We start from the raw sequence: 17,450 nt of genomic DNA, 5'->3' as shown, positions 1-17,450 counted from the left end.
CCATGCATCCGCGTCCATCGATTGCCGCCGCCGCGCTGGCCGTTGTGCTGAGCGGCACTTGCGCCGCGCAGCAAGCGCCGCGCGTGGTGCTGGTTCAGCCATCGGCGGCCGAAGTGCCGGCCAACCTGCTGCGCATCTCCATCGAGTTTGCAGCGCCCGCCGAAGGTCCGGTCCTGCCCAGGCTTGCCATGTCGCACACCGATGGCAGGCCGGTCCAGCAACCGTTTCTTCAGCAGGAGCTGTGGTCCCCGGACGGCAAGATCCTGACCGTCCTGATGCATCCGGGGCGCGTCAAGACTGGCCTGCAGGCGAGGGAGGAAATGGGACCCATCCTGGCGGCCGGGGATGACGTCGTCCTGGCGCTGGACGGGCATCCGATCCGGCGCTGGCGTGTCAGGCCAGCGGAGGAGAACGGCCCGCGATCGACGGCGTGGAAACTGTCGACCGTAGAGGCCGGGTCGAAGCGAGCCCTCGTCGTGGCGCTGGATAGGCCCATCGATGGCCGGGAGGTCGACTACCTGGCGATTGCGGACAGCCACAACCGGCGGATCGACGGACGCGCCCGATTGAAGGACGGTGAAAGGGTCTGGACCTTCACGCCGATGGGGCCATGGCGGGCCGGCGCGTACAAGCTGGTCGCCCGTGGCACTTTGGAGGATCCCGCCGGCAATCGTTTGGGGGGCCGGTTCGAAACGGCAATTGATACGCCGCCCAGCTCTCCGGTGGATGCGGTGATCGACTTCGCTGTAGGGCCGGGCGGGAGACCAGGCGCAGGCATGCACCCGGCACAATCGGACCGGCAATGACGATACAGGAATAAGTCATGAACAGCTTTCTACTAACAGCCGTCTGCGCCGGCGCCATCGCCGCCCTTGCGGGGTGCGCGAGCGATGGCGGATCCCGGCCGCAATCGAGGATCGCGGCCGCGGAGGGCTTGACGGCCGAGAATGCCCTGCGCACGGCGCAGCTGTCGCCGGCTGCGTGGCCCCGGCAGGATTGGTATATGCGTTACGGTGACGCGCAACTCGATGCCATGATCAAGGAGGCGCTGGCCAACAATCCCGGTATCCGGGTGGTCAATGCCCGGGTACGACAGGCGGCCGCGGTCGCAGGCGTCGCAGCATCGGCACAATCACCGCAACTGTCGGCCGGCGCCCGGACCAGCCGGCAGCTGTTCAGCGCAAACAGCACCGTTCCCAAGCCGCTTGCCGGCAACTGGGCTTGGAGCAATGACGCCGGCGTCAACCTGTCCTACGAGCTGGATTTCTGGGGCAAGAACGAGGCTGGCCTGGCGGCGGCCATCGGCCGCCTGCGCGCCAACGAAGTGGAATCCCGGGCGGCGCGCCTGATGCTCGCCGTCACCATCACGCAAGCTTATTTGCGGCTGTCGCAAACCTGGGCGCAACTGGACCTGGCCGAGGCGACATTGCGGCAACGCGAACAGGTACTCGCATTGACGGCGCAGCGCGTGCATGCGCACATAGACTCCCGCGTCGACCTCAAGCAAGCGGAAATGGCGCTCCCGGTGCAGCGCGAACAGCTGGCCGCCACCCGCGAAGCGCTGGCGCTGGCACGTTATCAGCTGGCGGCCCTGTTGGGCGCGGGGCCGGACCGTGGCGACGCCATTACCCGGCCACGCTTGCCGAAATCGGCGCCGGTCGCGGTACCGGCGTACCTGCCCAGCGACCTGATCGCAAGGCGCCCGGACCTGGTTGCACAACGGTGGCGCGTCGAAGCGGCTGCGCAGGACATCAAGCTTGCCCAAACCCAGTTTCTGCCATCGTTCAATCTCGGCGCCCTGATCGGCTTGCAGAGCCTGGGATTTGACCGCTTCCTCAACGGCAGCAGCCGCACGACCGGCGCGGGCTCGGTCCTCAGCCTGCCGATTTTCGACGGGGGCCGGCTGCGCGGCAACCTGGCCGCGCGGGATGCCGAATACGACGCCGCCGTGGAGCAGTACAACCTGACCTTGCTTGAGGCTGTGCGCGACGTGGCCAGCCAGCTGACCTCGATTGCCGCGCTCGCCGAGCGGGCCGCGCTCCAGGCCGACGCATTGGCCGCCGCGCAGCAGGCAAACGATCTGGCCATGCAGCGTTATCGGGCCGGCGTGGGCAACTATCTGCAGGTGCTGGCGACGGAAGTCCAGGTCCTCGCGCAGTCGCGCGCCAGCATCGACCTCGACACGCGGGCGTTCGACCTCGAGATCGGCCTGGTCCGCGCGCTAGGCGGCGGCTATGCGATGGACGCCGCGGCGCCCGCTTTAAACTAACTTTGCACAAGGTGCGCCATGACTACACCAGACACTTCTCCAACCGATGCCGCCAGCGGCGGCGCCGGCAAGGCCCTCCGCATCGGCGCGGCCGCATTGATTGCCTCCGCCGTCGGGGCCGCCCTCTGGATGCACTACGCCGACGGCGGCAGCGAGACCACGGAAGACGCTTATGTCGATGGCAACGTGGTCCAGGTGACGCCACAACTGGGCGGCACGGTGACCATGATCGCCGCCGATAACACGGAATTTGTCGCAGCCGGCCAGATACTTGTGCAGTTCAACGATGTGGATGCCAGGCTGGCGCTGGAGCGCTCGCAGGCCCAGCTGGCGCGTGCGGTCAGGCAAGTGCGCGCGCAGTTCGCCAACGCCACGCAAACCGGCGCCAATGTGGCGCTGCGCGCGAGCGACCTGGCCCGGGCAGAAGCGGACCTGGCGCGCCGGCGCCAACTGGTGGACAACGGCGCGATTTCCGGGGAGGAACTCACCCACGCGCAAGATGCCGTGCTGGCATCCCGCGCCGCCTTGTCGGTCGCGCGTGAACAGCAGAGCAGCGCCAGGTCGCTGGTGGACCGCACCAGCATCGCCACGCATCCGGACGTTCAGGCCGCCGTGCTGCAATTGCGCGACGCCTATCTGGCGAATGCGCGCACCCGCGTGCTCGCGCCGGTGAGCGGCATCGTCAGCAAGCGCGGCGTGCAGCTGGGCCAGCGCGTCAACGCCGGCACGCCGTTGATGTCCATTGTTCCTTCCGAGCAGATGTGGGTCAACGCCAACTTCAAGGAGTCGCAGCTGCGCCACCTGCGCATCGGACAAACGGTGACCCTGCAAGCCGACCTGTATGGCAGCGCGGTGCTTTATCACGGCACCATCGTCGGACAGGATGCGGGAACCGGCAGCGCGTTTTCGCTGCTGCCTGCGCAAAATGCCAGCGGCAACTGGATCAAGGTCGTCCAGCGCGTGCCGGTACGGGTCGCCATCGCGCCGCAGGAGCTGGCGGCGCATCCGCTCAAGCTCGGCTTGTCGATGCAGGTGGCAGTCGACACCCGCCGCCGCGACGGCGCCGTCGCGATGACGCAGCCTGGCAAGCGCAGCAACTATCGGACCGATGTGTTCAACGGCGAGCTGGCGAAAGCGGACGAACTGGCTGCGCGAACCATCGCGGCCAATCTGGGCGCCGCTGCGGCGCGCTGACATGGACGCCGCCCGCCATCCGCAGCAGCCGGCGCTGCTCGCAACCATATTCATGCTGAACAGCGTGGAGTTTTTGCAGACGGGAATGATCGCCTTCAGCGCCAGCGCCATCATGGGGAGAATTAACGTATCGCCGGATGAATTCGTCTTCGCGACGGTGCTGTATGCGGCGATCGCCATCACAGCGATTGCAACGCAGCACTGGATGGTCGAGCGTCTCGGCTGGCGCGCCTTCGTTCAGTTGTCGGTGGCGCTATTTGTCGTCGGCGGCGCGATCTGCGCGACGAGCGGTTCGCTCGCTCCCTTCCTGCTCGGCCGTGCGATCATGGCCTGCGGAGGGGGCGGCTTCATGACCACGGCGCGCCTGCTGATCAACCTGATTCCGCCCAGCCCCGAGCGCTTGAAAGGGATTGGCGCCTTCGGCACCGCGCTGGCGCTTGGCAATGCACTGGCGCCCTGGGTCGCGGTCGCGGCTTTCGACACCGACAACTGGAGCGCCATTTTCGCCATCCCTTCGGCGATTGCGGCATCGGCCGTCGTCTTTGCGAACGCTTGCCTTCCGCGCGGGCTGACACTCGACAAGGACAGGAGCCAGTCCAGCCCATGGCTTGCCGCGTCGATTTTTTGCGTGAGCCTGCTTTCGCTCTACGCGGTACAGCGCGCGGTCTACGACTTCTACAGCGACGCGGTGCCGCTGCTCGTTTGCCTGGTTGCCGGCCTTGCGGGCGGTTGGCTGGTCATACGCCAGCAGCGCCGGCACGCTCGTCCGATGATCGCATTTCTCCGTCTCATGCATCCACGCTATCTGACCGGGCTTGCCGTATTTTCCTTATGCTACGTTATTCTCGGCGCAAACAATGCGATGCTGCCGCTGCTGCTGCAGCGTTCCCTGGGCGCGCCCTGGCGGGCTGTCGGCACGATGCAGACTATCGGTCTGATGTCGTCCCTGCTTGCGTTCGTCGCCATGGTGATGCTCCTCAAGCGATGGCCGTCGGCGCGCAAGTTTTACGTCGCCGGCTTCGCCTTCCTGTTCTTTTTCGCCTGGCAGCTGTCGCGCCTGACGCCGGAGGCCAGTCTATGGGAAGATGTGCTGCCGGCCATCGCTGCCTTTGGCGCTTTCCTGATCCTGGCGATGGTGACCACGGCAAGCCACAGCTTCGCCGATTTGCAGAACGATCCAATCGGCTTCAACCACGGCCAGATGGTCAAGAATATGGGCTCCCAGTTTGGCGTTGCCCTTGGTGTGGCCGGATCGACGCTGTTGATGCAGTGGCGCATCAGCGAGCACACTACAACGCTGGTGGAGCGATTCCATGGCGGTAGCGCGCTGTTCGTTGGCCCGCGCGACCAGCTAAACGCCGGCATGGATGCGCCACAGGCGGTCGTACAGCTCAGTCAGATGCTCACCCAGCAGGCGAACCTGTTGGCCGGACTCGAGTATTATTCGCTGCTCATGGTCGTGGCGGTCGTCCTGGTCGGGATCGTGATGGTTCAACGTGTGTTCAAATAGCGCAATGCCTTTCCAGGAACGTCTCCGGCCCGGCCCCGCTATTCACTACAAATTGTAAGGACGCAGCTATGAATAAGCCCATCAAAATCCTTTTGCAGACCACCATCGTAACCACCGACAACGACTGGCATATCGGCCGTTTCTCTTTGCTGCGCGACTTGCTGGCCGGCTTGACCGGCGCCGACGGCAAGCCGCTGTTTGACGTGACCGCGCGCGATCGCGTCAGCGTCGGCAACGCCGATCCGGTACTGTCGACATTGGCGGAGTCGGACTATGGGCAAGTGTGGCTGTTCGCGGTCGACACCGGCGACGGCTTGCATGCCGACGACAGCGCGGGGCTATCGGCGTTCCACCGCAGAGGCGGGGGCTTGATGGTTACGCGCGACCATATGGATTTGGGCTGTTCAATCTGCTCGATAGACTTGATCGGCGCGACGCATCTTTTCCATACCCACAATCGCGCAGCGGGCAGCCCGCTGCCGGCGCCCGACGATCGCGGCACGCCGCAGATCCTGTGGCCCAATTTTCATTCGGGGGCAAACGGCGACGCTCAGCGCATCACAGTCGTCAAGCCCGCGCATCCGGTGTTGTGCGATGCGGAGACGGACGACGGCCTGGTACATTATCTGCCGGCACATCCGCATGAAGGGGCGGTCGATGCTCCCGCCGGCGTGGCGCAGGCGCGCGTGATCGCCACTGGCATCAGCAAGGCCACCGGCAACCCGTTCAATATAGCCGTCGCGATCGAACCGGCTGCCGGCAACGGGCCGGTGATCGCGCAATCCACTTTTCACCATTTTGCCGACTACAACTGGAATCCGCAGCTGGGCAGCCCCGACTTCGTGAGCGAGGCGCCGGGGAACAGTCTGGCGACGACTCCCCACGCACTGCGTTCAGTGCACCGTTACGTCAGCAACGTCGCGCTGTGGCTGGCCGGACGGCTGGGTTCCGTCGCGCCCGTCAATCTCCCTGATTAAAATGCAGGCGGGTGCCTGGCTCGGAGGGCCAGTAAATAAAGCTCCGCGCCGCGCAAAAGCTGTGATAAGATCGGTTCTGTTATCGATAACTTTAAGTTCAGCGGTTTTCGGTAGCGGTTGTTTCACCGTCACTCGCCAGTGTTTAGGCGGCCGTCCCGGCCGCTTTGATCCGGCGGCATTTTCAGCCGCCGGCCTTTTTTCGTCCGTACACTTGCTGAGTGGCGGTGCAACACTGCGTCCGGGCCGCTAAACTCGGGCTTTGCGCCTGACTTTGCTGGGTTTTCTCAACCTGACCGCATATAATCGACACTTGCCTGAACAACCGGAATCAATGGTGCCTGTAAAACAAACCGACCGTAGCCAGAGTGGCGCAACCATCTACGACGTCGCCCGGATAGCCGGCGTCTCGGCGATGACCGTGTCGCGCGTCATGAACGGCAATACGCACGTCTCCGAAGCCACGCGCGACAAGGTGGTGGCGGCGGCCGCATCGCTCAACTACCAGGTCAATTTTGCCGCGCGCGCGGCCCGCATCGGTACGCTGGGCGTCGGCCTGTTGTACAGCAATCCCAGCTCGGCCTACCTGAGCGCCTTCCTGGTCGGCGCGATGGAGCAGTGCAGCCAGAGCGGCGGACAGCTGATCCTGGAGCGCTGCGACGACATGCGCAGCCAGCGCAGCGCCATCGCGCGGCTGATCGCCAACGGCGCCGACGGCATCCTGGTGCCGCCGCCGCTGTGCGATTCCAAATCCGCGCTCAAGCAGCTCGACCAGATTGGCATGCCGACCGTCGCCATCGCCACCGGCCGGCCGCTGGCCGGCGTCTCGGCCGTGCGCATCGACGACTATGAAGGCGCGATGGCGATGATGCGCTACCTGCTGGAGCGGGGCCATACCGACATCGCCTTTGTGCAGGGCGATCCTCTGCACACGCCGGCGCAGCTGCGCTACCAGGCCTACCTGGACGCGATGGCGCAAGCCGGCCTGACGGTGGCGCGGGAACGCGTCGCACCGGGCCTGTTCACCTACCGTTCCGGCCTGAGCGCGGCGCGCCAGCTGCTGGGCCGCAAGAGCCGCCCCAGTGCCATCTTCGCCGCCAACGACGACATGGCGGCCGCCGTGATCGCGGTCGCCCATGGCCTGCACCTGCAGGTGCCGGAAGACCTGGTGGTCTGCGGCTTCGACGATACGCCGGTCGCCACCACGGTCTGGCCGGAGCTGACCACCATCCACCAGCCGATCGGCGATATGGCGCGCGCCGCCGTCGACCTGCTGATCGAGCAGATACGCCGCCGCCGCGCCGGCGGGCCTGCGGCGGTGCAGCACAAGCTGATGCCGTTCACGCTGATCGTCCGCGAGTCGTCGGACCCGGCCGCCGCCGGCATCCAGGACGGCGACGCGCTTACAGGATAAGGATGCCCTGCAGCGAAGAGATGCGCTGCGGATCGGACCAGCCTCCCAGCAGGCGGCCTGCCGCATCGAACTCCAGCAGCTGACGGCCCTTGGCGCCGTTGTCCGGTCCATGCCCCTGCCAGTTGGCCACCGCCAGGTGGCCGTTATCGAGCTGCTGGAAGCTGGCATAGAAGAACGGCGCGATCTCCGGCGCCATGTTGCCGTCGCTGTCGCCGGCGCCGCCGAAAGTGCGGGCCAGCCGACCCTCGGCATCGAAGCGCGCCATGAAGCCGCCATAGCCGGCCGCCACCAGCGTCGAGCCGTCGGCGCAGCGCTCCGCCTTCCACGCATGTTCGAAACCCGGCGCGCGCAGTTCACGCAGCGCGTTCAGCGCGCTGTCGGTTTCCAGTATGTGATCGTTCATGCACAGCAGGTAGCTGCCGCTGGGCGTGGGGCGCATCAGCCGCACGTAGTCGCCGTCGCGGCGCGCGGTGCGCAGCAGCTGGCCGCCGCCGTCCAGCGTCAGTACGTTGATGCCGCCTTCGCCGTCGAGGTTAAAGCCGGTCACCAGCGTTGTGCCGTCGTCCATGCGCCGGGCCGAGGTCACGTCGGCCCAGCGGTCGCAGGCCGCCAGCACCTCGCCGCTGCCGATGTCGATCTCGAAGTAGCCGCGCTCGAAGCCGATCAGCGCGCGGTTGGCCTCCAGCCGCTGCATGTCACGCGCCAGGGGGAAGTCGGCCAGGTCGCGGCTCCAGCCTGCGCCGGGGCGGGTGGTGTCGATCAGCGACAGCCGCTGGCGGCCTTCGTCGATGGCCAGCAATCGGTGGTTCAATGTCATGTGTGCTCCGTGTTACCAGTAGGATGTCCAGCTGCGGCTCAGGCGCAGCAGGGCTTCGAGATAGAAGTAGTCGCCCCAGATGCAGCTCTCGTCGATGCCGACGCCGTGCGGCTTGTGGTAGACCGCGTGCCGCAGCAGGCCGCCGCCGGGGACGTCGTCGCCCTGATAGCGTTCGGACAGCTGGCGCACCGTGCGCAGCGCGGCGCGCTGATAGTCTGCGCGCAGCGGATCGAGCAGCGGCAGGTTGTTCGACAGCTCCAGCAGGCCGCAGGCGGCGATGGCGGCGGCCGAGCTGTCGCGTTCTTCCGTGCCCGAGGTGAAGATCAGGTCCCAGTAGCAGATGCCGTCCTCCGGCAGCCGGTTCAGGTAGTAGTTGGCCAGTACCTTGGACAGCGCCAGCAGCCGCGTATCGCCGTTGTGGCGGTACACCAGCGGGAAGCCGGAGATGCCCCACGCCTGGCCGCGCGCCCAGCACGAATCGTCGGCATGGCCCTGGTGGGTCTTGCCGTGGCGCGGCGCGCCGCTGGCCGGATCGAAGTAGAAGGTGTGGAAGGTCGAGCCGTCGGCGCGCACGATGTGGCGCGCGGCCGCTTCGATATGGCGGTTGGCGGCGTCGCGGAAGGCCGGGTCGCCGCTGTAGTCGCTGGCCCAGTACAGCAACGGCAGGTTCAGGTTGCAGTCGATGATCATGCGGCCGGCCTGTTCGGGATCGTTCAAGTCGCCCCAGGCCTGGATGATGCCGGCGCGCGGCTGGTAGCGTTCCAGCAGCAGGCGCGCCGCGCCCATCGCCGCCTCGGCCGCGACGGCGCTGCCGGTCAGTTTGTAGGCCGACACGCAGGACAGGCTGTACAGGAATCCGAGGTCGTGGTGGTTGACGTTGTGGCGCTCGGCCTGGCGCCGGTGGAAGCTGAGCACGTGGCGCTCGGCGGCTTCGCGGTAGCGCGGCGCGCCGCTGGCCTCGTAGGCCAGCCACAGCATGCCGGTCCAGAAGCCGTTGGTCCATTCGTCGTTGCCCATCGCCGGATACACGCCGCCGACGCTGGACGGCGCCGGGAACTGGTCGCCGAAGTGGGCAAGGTTGCGGTCGACGGCGGCCAGCGCGCTGGCCAGCGCCTGTTCGACCATGCGCTGGTCGTCGCGCTGCGGCGCGCTGCCGTTCTTCAGTTGTTCCATGACGGCGGGGTTAAGAGAGGGAGGCATTGGATTCCTTTGCAAGCGGGGCAGGTGAGTTCATGCGTTTGATTTCGGGCGGCGTGGCTTCCAGCGCCCAGGCGGACAGCGCGAGGAACACGGCTCCCAGGCCGGCCAGCAGCAGGTAGGTGGACGGGAATCCGAGCAGGTCGTAGCTCTTGCCGACCAGCGGCGACAGGATCGCCAGTCCCAGCGAATGGCCGAAGCTGACGCCGACCATGTACAGCGTGGAGGCCAGCCGGTTGTCGAAGTGATGGGCGATGTAGCGGAACACCGACACCATCAGGATCGGCAGCTCCAGCGAGTGCAGCATCTTGAGCACGGAGATCGACAGCGGACCGACCGCGAAGCTGGAGCCGCCTATGCGCAGCAGCATGATGGTACCGGCCAGCATCAGTCCGCGCTTGGCGCCGATGCGGCGCACCAGCAGCGGCGACAGGAACAGGCCGCCGGCCTCGATGAAGATCTGCGCCGAGTTCAGGTAGCCGAACATGGCGGCGCCCTGTTGCGGTGTCGGGAACAGCGATGCGAAGTAGCTGGGGAACTGCTGGTCGAACACCAGGTACAGATTGGTTACGCCGAGGATGAACACCATGAAGCGCCAGAACTTCGGATCGCCCAGCAATCCCAGCGCGTCGGCCAGCTTGACTTTGCCGGCGGCGGACGTGGCCTCGTCGTCGGCGGCGCCGCCGGTCTTCCACAGCGCCAGCATGGCGATCAGCAGCAGGCCGGCGCCGGAGGCGATGAAGAAGTTGATGCCGGGATTGATGTTGTACAGACGGCCGGTCAGCATGGCGGCGCTGGCGAAGCCCAGCGAGCCGCACAGCCTCACGCGGCTGTACTCGAAACCGTGGCGGCGGCCGATGCGGTCGACGTACGATTCGATCGCATAGCTGCCGGCGATGAAGGTGACGCCGAGATAGACGCCGCCGACGGCCGCGCCCAGCAGCAGGTTGGTCTTCAGCAGCGGCGCGTAGACGTAGACGAAGAACAGGCCGCACAGGCTGCACAGCGTGCCGACCGCCCACAGGATGTGCTTGCGCGTGCCGACCTTGTCGGAGACGAAGCCGTAGACCGGCTGCGAACACATGGCGGCGATGAAGTTAGCGGAGAACACCACGCCGGCCTCGGCGCCGCTCAGCTGCAGCGTGCTGCGCAGCCACAGCGTCAGCAGCGACACGCTCATCGCCTGCGCGAAGAAGTAGATGAAGACGAAGCTGGCGAGGAAGCGGAAATGGTTTTGCTTGTCGGTCATGGCCGGCTCCCTGCGGTGGCCGCGACGGGCGTGATCCAGATCGCCTGGCCGCCGGACGGCGACAGGCGCGCTTCGATGACGCTGGAGGCGTCGACCAAGCGACGCTCTATCGTCACGTGGGTCCCTTTGGCCGTTGCGGGCGCGCCTGCATCGTCCGAGTAAATGCTGGCCTGGTACTGCTTGCCCGGCGTGAGGAAGTCCAGCTTGACCGACAGCGCGCGGGCGTCGTTGTTGGTGATGCTGCCGATGAACCAGTCCTCGCCCTTGCGGCGCGCGGTGGTGATGAACTGGCCGGGCATGCCTTGCACGATCCTGGTCTGGTCCCATGTGGTCGGAATGCGGTCCCAGAATTCCAGTTCCGGCTCGTTGTGCTCCATCTCCGGCTTGTCGTACCAGTACAGCGTCTGCAGCGGGCTGTAATAGATCGCCGCCAGCGCCAGCTGGTGCGCGTGGGTGGTCTTGATGCGCGGGTCGAAGTAGCAGATCGTGTAGTCGGCGGCGCCGGCCAGGTAGCGGGTGAAGGGCAGTATCGTGTTGTCGGTGGCGCTGGGCATTTCCTCGTTGCCGCGCACGCCCTCGGCGGTCATCAGGTTCGGCCAGGTGCGCTGCTCGCCGGTCGGACGCCAGTCGTCGTGGACGTTGACCATGATGTGGGCGTCGGCCGCCTGGCGTATCGCCTGGTTGATCCAGGTGGACCAGCGGTGCGAGCCGACCTGCACGAAACCGAACTTGACGCCCTTGACGCCCCAGTCGCGGTAGGTCTTGAACAGCGTGTCCGATTGCGTCAGCAAGGCTTGCTGGTTCACGTACAGCCAGACGCCGATGCCCTTGCTCTTGCCGTAGGCGATGATGGCCGGCAGGTCGAAGTCCGGTATCGCCACCTTGCCGGCGTCCGAATCGAAGCTGAAGGCGGGGCCGTACCACTTCCAGTCGAACAGGATGTACTGCAGGCCGCGGCGCGCGGCGAAGTCGATGTTGGCCCTGGCGCTGGCGGTGGTCTGTGTCATCACGCGCATGATCTTGCCGGGCTTGATCCAGTCGGGTTGCGCGATGCGCGAGGGCGGATTCAGGTTGAGGATGAAATAACTATGCTCGGCCAGCGCGGCGGCCGATCCGGCGACCATGATGCCGCGCCAAGGCGTGGAAAACGGCGAGATCAGGTCGGCCGCGTCGTGCATCGACGCGACCAGCGTATTCGGCCGCTCCTTGCTCAACTTGAACTTGGTGCGCGAGTAGTCGACCATCTGTGCTTCCAGCAGGCTGACATGGATGCCGCCCAGCAGTTCCAGCGTCAGCGGACGCTCGGATTCGTCTGGCCAGTCGACCAGCTCCAGCTGCTTGTAAGGCGCCTGCGCCCAGCCGTGGTACCAGGCCTTGGCGCCCACCGGCAGCGCGAACTCGGTGTTGTCGGCCGTGATGCGGTAGTAGCTGCCCTTCGGGTGCTCGGGGAAGCTGAAGCGGAAGGCCACCCCTTCGTCGTAGGCGCGCACTTCCAGCTGCAGCTTGTAGTCCGGGTTGTCGTCCTTGACCATGGCGATGGTCAGCAGGTTGTAGCGGTCCGGGATCGCTGCTTGCTCGCCGTAGCCCGGCGTCCAGCTGCTGTCGTGGGGCGCGACGCTGCTGCCGGTGATGGCCAGGTTGTCGAACCATCTGGCGCGACGGTCCACCTTCAGCGCCATCGCGCTTTCGGACAGGTGGTTGTCCAGCCGCAGCTCAAGCAGCGAATCCAGGATCACCGGCTTGTGCTTGTAGTTGACACGGTAGTACAGCTGCCGCTCGCCGCCGGCCAGCACCTTTTGATAGAAGATGTACTGCAGGTTGCTGTCGGGCGAGGAGACGCTGGCAAGGTGGTGCTGCTGCGTTGACTGGGCATGCGCTGCCGGCGGCATCAGCGCCGTCAGCAGCAGCCCCAGCAAACTGGCAAGGATTTTCATTGTTGTCTCGATTATTATGATTGTACTGCCTGGTGATTGTAGACCGACACGGCCGGCAGCAGCTGCTGCAGTTGTTCCAGCGTCGGCGGGGCGGCGCCCGGCGCCAGGCAGGCCGCCGCGCCGCCGGCAACCGCGTAGCGCAGGTGCTGGTCCATGCCGGCCTCCGGCTGCCGCATCAAACTGTAGAGCAGGGCGGCGATGCTGGCGTCGCCGGCGCCGACGGTGTCCGCCACCCGCACTTCCGGCGCGGGCGCGCTCCAGGTATGCCCGCCGTGCAGCAGGCGGGCGCCGGCGGCGCCCAATGTGTAAAGGTAAAGCGCACCTGGGTTGATTGCGCGCAGCGCGGCCAGCGCCGGTTCCGGATCCTGGCAGCGGAACAGGCCGCACAAGTCCTCGTCCGACACCTTGATCACGTCGGCCAGCGCCGTCATCTGCCGCAGCACCGGATCGTAGCGTTCGTCCATCAGGGCCCGGTAGTTCGGGTCGTAGCTGATCGCCACGCCCTGTTCCTTGAGCCGCACGGCCAGCGCCAGCAGATTGTCGCGCAGCGGCGGCCGCGCCAGGCTGATGCCGCCGAAATGCACCCACGACGCCGCGCCGTGCCAGCCTGCGGGCAGCCGGTCAGGATCGAAGTACAGGTCGGCGCTGTCGTCGCCGACAAAGAAGTACCGCGGCGGATTGCGCTCGTACACGATGGCCAGCAGCGGCGAATGGCCCAGCCGTTGCAGGAAACGCGAATCGAGTCCCGCTTCGGCGCTGGCCCGCAGCAGCGCGTCGCCAAACACGTCGTCGCTGACCGCGCCGGCAAAGGCGCTCGGCACGCCAAGGCGGGCCATCACGCGGGCCACGTTCCAGGTCGAGCCGCCGACCTGGCTGGTCCAGTTGTCGGCGCCGTCGCGCAGCATGTCGGTCAGCGCCTCGCCGGCCGACACGAAGACGGGCAGGCCGCTCATGCCTCGCTCCCCAGCACGTGCAGCACTTCGTAGCATGCGCCCATGGTGTGGTAGTCGACCTTGCCGGCCGGGCTTTTCTCGTCGCCGAGTTTTTCGTTGGCGGGGCCCAGTATGCGATACCAGGCGCCATGCCGGTGGTCGACGAAATGGCGCCAGCTATAGGCCCACAGCTGGTCGTACCAGACCCAGTAGCCTTCGTCGCCGGTGCGCTGCGCCAGCACGGCGGCCGCCGCCAGGCTTTCGGCCTGCACCCAGAAGTATTTGTCGGCGTCGCAGATCTCGTCGTCGGGCCCGAAGCCGTAGTGGATGCCGCCGTGTTCCGCATCCCAGGCCTTGGCGACCGCGAGGTTGAACAGATCGGCGGCGCGCGGCGCCAGCCATGCCGTCTCGCCGTCGAGCGCCACCGGATGGCGCTCCAGCTGCAGCAACAGCTTGGCCCATTCGGTCAGGTGGCCCGGCTGGTAGCCCCACGGACGGAAGATGTTGCTCTTGTCGTGGCGGTTGTAGTCCCAGTCCACCGACCAGTCGGGATGATAGTGTTCCCAGATCATGCCGCCGGCCAGCGCCGCCTGGCGCACGGTGATGTTGTGGGCCAGCAGGGCGGCGCGTTGCAGGTAGTGGGTTTCGCCGCTGGCCTCGAAGGCCGCGATCAGCGCCTCGCAGGCGTGCATGTTGGCGTTCTGGCCGCGATAGGGATCCAGCACGCTCCAGTCGGCGCTGGCCTGGTCGGCATACAGGCCGTGCTCCGGCTGCCAGAAGCGGCGTTCCATCAGCTCGAAGGTTTCCGTCATGTAGGCGCGCGCCTCGCCGACGCCGGCCGCCAGCGCCTGCGCATAGGCCAGCAGCACGAAGGCCAGGCCGTAGCAGTGGTTGTCGGCGTCGATGACCTGCTTCCTGCCGTCCTTCCAGGACAGCTGCCAGGCATAGCCTCCGGTGCGCGGATTGCGGTGCGCCTGACGCAGGAAGGCCAGGCCGTGATGCAGCGCCTCCAGGTAGGCCGGATCGCCGAACTGGCGCCAGGCCTTGGCGTAGTTGAAGATGAAGCGCGTGCTGCTGACCAGGTGGCGCGTGTGGCTGTCGTAGACTGTGCCGTCGTCGCGGAAGAAGTGGAAGAAGCCGCCGCTGGGATCGATGCAGCGGGGGTGGTAGAAGCGCATGGTGTGGGCGATGTGCGACAGCAGCATCTCGCGCGAGCGAAAATCTGGAAGCATGGTCAATCTCCTTGGCGGGCGTTCGGCCACGCCGCGATGCGGTAGCGCGTGTGCCACGGTTGGTCGGGGTGCAGCGCCAGGCCGAGGCGGTCGGCCAGCGGATGGCCGGCCGGCGCCTGCGCAACGCGGCCCAGGTCGAACAGGCTGTTGAGCGGTTCGGCGCCGATCGCCAGGTGGCGGCTCATCCACGGATAGTTGATGCGGCCGCCGTTGCTAATCCATAGCATCAGGTCCGGTAGCTGTTCCGTGTCCCACCACATGCCGACGCTGGCGTCGTAGTCGAGGTAGTGCAGGGCGAACGGCGGCTGGCCGCCGATTCCGCTCAAGTCGCGCACCTGAACCAGTTCCTCGGTGGGCATGGTCAGCGGAAGCCTGGTCAGGTCGAGCGGCCCGTCGACGCCGGCCAGGGCCGACAGCGTGGCCGATCGGGTGTCCGGCAGCAGCCGCGAGACGGCGCCGGGCGGGCAGGCCGGATAGCTGTGGATGCCGGCATGGGGGCCCAGCGCCACCTGCACCCGGCCCGGGGCCGGCGGAATGCGGAAGGTCGGATGCAGGCCGACCGGCACGCGCGCCGCGCGGCGCGCCCAGATGCTGAGGGAGATGTCGAGCGCGGGCGCGTCCGGATCGGCGGCGATCACGCGTTCGATGCGGGCGATGGCGCTGTCGGCCGGGTAGTCGATCGCCAGGTGTACGCGCAGCGCGCTGGCCTCGATGCAGGTCCAGCGCTGGTTGGCGGCGTAGCCGTGCATCCAGGCGTCGTCGCTGGCGCGCGTGTGCCAGCCGGGCGGCAGGATGGCCGGGATGTCGGCGCGGCCGAAGGGCACGCACGGCCATTCGCCGCGCAGGCGGCGCAGCACGCCGGGCAGGCCGGCGGCGCCGGTGGTGCCGGCCCATGGCGCCACGTGCATCAGGTCCAGTTCGCGCTCGTCGTCCAGGCGCAGGCTCACCGGTCCCAGCATGCCGCCCAGTGGCTGCACTTCGGCGCTGCCGTGGTCCCAGTTCAAACGCCAGCCGCGGCCGCCGTTGCCCGGTGCGGCAGTGTCGGCGCCGGGGACGGCATGCATCGTCGGATGCTTCATCGGGCCAGCCATCCGCCGTCCACCGGCATGACCGCGCCGTGGACATAGTCGCTGGCGCGGCTGGCGAGGAACACGGCGACGCCGGCCAGGTCGTCGGGACGGCCCCAGCGGCCGGCCGGAATGCGGGCCAGGATCGCCGCCGAACGGTCGGCGTCCTCGCGCAGCGCTGCGGTGTTGCTGGTCTCGAAGTAGCCGGGTGCGATGGCGTTGACGTTGATGCCCAGCGCCGCCCATTCATTGGCCAGCGCGCGCGTCATGCCGGCCAGCGCGCTTTTGCTGGCGGTGTAGGCCGGCACCCGTATGCCGCCCTGGAACGACAGCAGCGAGGCGACGTTGATGATCTTGCCGCCGCTGCGTCCGGCCATGTGCCTGGCCAGCGCCTGCGACAGGAAGAACACCGAGCGCAGGTTGGTGTTGACGACGGCGTCCCAGTCTTCCTCCGTGACGTCGAGGCTGTCGGCGCGGCGGATGGTGCCGGCGTTGTTGACCAGGATGTCGACGCCGCCGTTGAAGGCGATGGAGGCGTCGGCCACCATTTGCAGCGGTTCGGTCGAGCCGAAGTCGGCCTGCACGAACAGGAAGCGCCGGCCCAGCGCCCGCACCTGATGGCCGGTGTCGTCCGCCGCGCTGCGGCCGGCGGCGACGATGTCCGCGCCGGCTTCGGCCAGGGCCACGGCGATCGCCTGCCCCAGCCCCGTATTGGCGCCGGTGACCAGCGCGGTCTTGCCGCTCAGATTAAATAGATCGGACATGGCGGCTCCTATTTCAGCTGGCAGATATCGAGCACGTTCATGTCGGTGTAGTCGAGGTTTTCGCCGCCCATGGCCCAGATGAAGGTGTAGTTGGCGGTGCCCGAGCCCATGTGGATGGACCACGGCGGCGACATGACCGCTTCTTCATTGGCGACGATGATGTGGCGCGCCGAATCCGGCTCGCCCATGAAATGGAACACCCGCTCGGTGTCGCTCAGCTTGAAGTAGAAATACACCTCGGAGCGGCGGTCGTGCAGGTGCGGCGGCATGGTATTCCAGACGCTGCCCGTTTGCAGCACCGTCAGTCCCAGCAGCAGCTGGGCGGACTGGCAGACACCCGGGATCACGTATTGGTAGATGGTGCGCGCGTTCGAGGTTTCGGCGCTGCCGCGTTGCAGCGGCACCGCCTGCGCATGGGTGATTTTCTTCAGCTCGAAGCGCGCGTGCGCCGGCGTCGAGACCAGGTAGAAGCGCGCCGGGCGGCCGCCGTCCACCGATTCGAACGTGACGTCGGCGCAGCCCATGGGGATGTACATGCCGTCCAGCGGCGCCAGCTCGAAGCGCTCGCCGTCGACGGTGACGATGCCGTCGCCGTCGGCGACGTTGATGATGCCCAGTTCCCGCCGCGCGAGGAAGGGCTGGCCGGCTGCCGAGGCAGGTTCCGTATGGCGCGGCAACATGATAGCCTGCGTCACAGGCGCTGCGCCGCCGACCACGAAGCGCTCATGGTGGCAGTAATTGAGCTTGACCTGGTCGGCGGAAAACAGCTGGCTGATCAGATAACGATCGCGCAATTGGTCGTTGCTGACGCCGGACATCATATCGGGGTGGGTGGCGTGAAAGATTTTATCGTACATGGATGGTCTCCTGATGGTGTCTGTCCGGCGCCGATGTCGA

15 protein-coding genes are annotated in these 17,450 nt (G+C 66.8%); 6 read left to right on the top strand and 9 right to left on the bottom strand.

From position 1 onward, the window contains the following. The first annotated feature begins 2 nt into the window (after window positions 1-2). The 6 genes from ACSQ3S_RS26015 to ACSQ3S_RS25990 all read left to right on the top strand — a co-directional run bounded on the left by ACSQ3S_RS26015 (window position 3) and on the right by ACSQ3S_RS25990 (window position 7,361). Entirely contained in the window at window positions 3-806 is an 804-nt protein-coding gene (locus ACSQ3S_RS26015; protein ID WP_436144223.1) for a hypothetical protein, read from the top strand. A 17-nt stretch (window positions 807-823) separates the two neighbouring features. Then, the gene (locus tag ACSQ3S_RS26010; RefSeq protein WP_436144222.1) at window positions 824-2,269 is read left to right on the top strand and encodes an efflux transporter outer membrane subunit; all 1,446 of its coding nucleotides are present in this window, start codon (window positions 824-826) and stop codon (window positions 2,267-2,269) included. An 18-nt stretch (window positions 2,270-2,287) separates the two neighbouring features. Further along, window positions 2,288-3,463 (top strand): HlyD family secretion protein, encoded by a 1,176-nt coding sequence (locus ACSQ3S_RS26005; RefSeq protein WP_176654390.1) that lies wholly within the window; start codon window positions 2,288-2,290, stop codon window positions 3,461-3,463. Between the two features lies 1 nt (window position 3,464). Further along, a complete protein-coding gene (locus ACSQ3S_RS26000; protein WP_436144221.1) occupies window positions 3,465-4,973 on the top strand; it encodes an MFS transporter in 1,509 nt (502 codons plus the stop codon). Window positions 4,974-5,041: 68 nt separating this feature from the next. Next, on the top strand, window positions 5,042-5,950 hold the full coding sequence (locus ACSQ3S_RS25995; RefSeq protein ID WP_353404052.1) for a hypothetical protein: 909 nt from the start codon (window positions 5,042-5,044) through the stop codon (window positions 5,948-5,950). Between the two features lie 331 nt (window positions 5,951-6,281). Next, window positions 6,282-7,361: a LacI family DNA-binding transcriptional regulator gene (locus tag ACSQ3S_RS25990; protein WP_176654393.1), complete on the top strand. Its 1,080-nt coding sequence runs from the start codon at window positions 6,282-6,284 to the stop codon at window positions 7,359-7,361. On the opposite strand, the gene ACSQ3S_RS25985 is transcribed toward ACSQ3S_RS25990, so the two are convergent. From ACSQ3S_RS25985 to kduI, 9 genes are read right to left on the bottom strand one after another with little or no spacing between them, the layout of a single operon-like run. Continuing rightward, the gene (locus ACSQ3S_RS25985; RefSeq protein WP_413446317.1) at window positions 7,351-8,178 is read right to left on the bottom strand and encodes a hypothetical protein; all 828 of its coding nucleotides are present in this window, start codon (window positions 8,176-8,178) and stop codon (window positions 7,351-7,353) included. The genes ACSQ3S_RS25990 and ACSQ3S_RS25985 overlap by 11 nt on opposite strands. Window positions 8,179-8,190: 12 nt before the next feature. Beyond that, a complete protein-coding gene (locus ACSQ3S_RS25980; RefSeq protein ID WP_176654395.1) occupies window positions 8,191-9,378 on the bottom strand; it encodes a glycoside hydrolase family 88 protein in 1,188 nt (395 codons plus the stop codon). Then, window positions 9,362-10,624 (bottom strand): oligosaccharide MFS transporter, encoded by a 1,263-nt coding sequence (locus ACSQ3S_RS25975; protein WP_436144220.1) that lies wholly within the window; start codon window positions 10,622-10,624, stop codon window positions 9,362-9,364. The genes ACSQ3S_RS25980 and ACSQ3S_RS25975 overlap by 17 nt, the downstream gene beginning before the upstream one ends. Continuing rightward, window positions 10,621-12,558 (bottom strand): glycoside hydrolase family 97 catalytic domain-containing protein, encoded by a 1,938-nt coding sequence (locus ACSQ3S_RS25970; RefSeq protein ID WP_436144219.1) that lies wholly within the window; start codon window positions 12,556-12,558, stop codon window positions 10,621-10,623. Before ACSQ3S_RS25970 ends, ACSQ3S_RS25975 begins: the two co-directional genes overlap by 4 nt. Before the next feature lie 14 nt (window positions 12,559-12,572). Continuing rightward, window positions 12,573-13,511 (bottom strand): carbohydrate kinase family protein, encoded by a 939-nt coding sequence (locus ACSQ3S_RS25965; RefSeq protein ID WP_436144218.1) that lies wholly within the window; start codon window positions 13,509-13,511, stop codon window positions 12,573-12,575. Beyond that, window positions 13,508-14,722 (bottom strand): AGE family epimerase/isomerase, encoded by a 1,215-nt coding sequence (locus ACSQ3S_RS25960; RefSeq protein ID WP_436144217.1) that lies wholly within the window; start codon window positions 14,720-14,722, stop codon window positions 13,508-13,510. Before ACSQ3S_RS25960 ends, ACSQ3S_RS25965 begins: the two co-directional genes overlap by 4 nt. A 2-nt stretch (window positions 14,723-14,724) precedes the next feature. Then, a complete protein-coding gene (locus tag ACSQ3S_RS25955) occupies window positions 14,725-15,801 on the bottom strand; it encodes a hypothetical protein (protein WP_436144216.1) in 1,077 nt (358 codons plus the stop codon). Then, window positions 15,798-16,553, bottom strand: coding sequence for a 2-dehydro-3-deoxy-D-gluconate 5-dehydrogenase KduD (gene kduD / locus ACSQ3S_RS25950; protein WP_436144215.1), 756 nt, complete (start codon window positions 16,551-16,553; stop codon window positions 15,798-15,800). Before kduD ends, ACSQ3S_RS25955 begins: the two co-directional genes overlap by 4 nt. Window positions 16,554-16,561: 8 nt before the next feature. Then, entirely contained in the window at window positions 16,562-17,410 is an 849-nt protein-coding gene (kduI, locus tag ACSQ3S_RS25945) for a 5-dehydro-4-deoxy-D-glucuronate isomerase (RefSeq protein WP_436144214.1), read from the bottom strand. Between the last annotated feature and the right edge of the window lie 40 nt (window positions 17,411-17,450).

Origin of the sequence: Duganella sp. LjRoot269, from assembly GCF_964254095.1 — a bacterium.
Lineage (GTDB): Bacteria > Pseudomonadota > Gammaproteobacteria > Burkholderiales > Burkholderiaceae_D > Rugamonas > Rugamonas hordei.
Note: the sequence above shows the minus strand (reverse complement) of the source record. Positions and strands in the feature narration are given on the sequence as shown.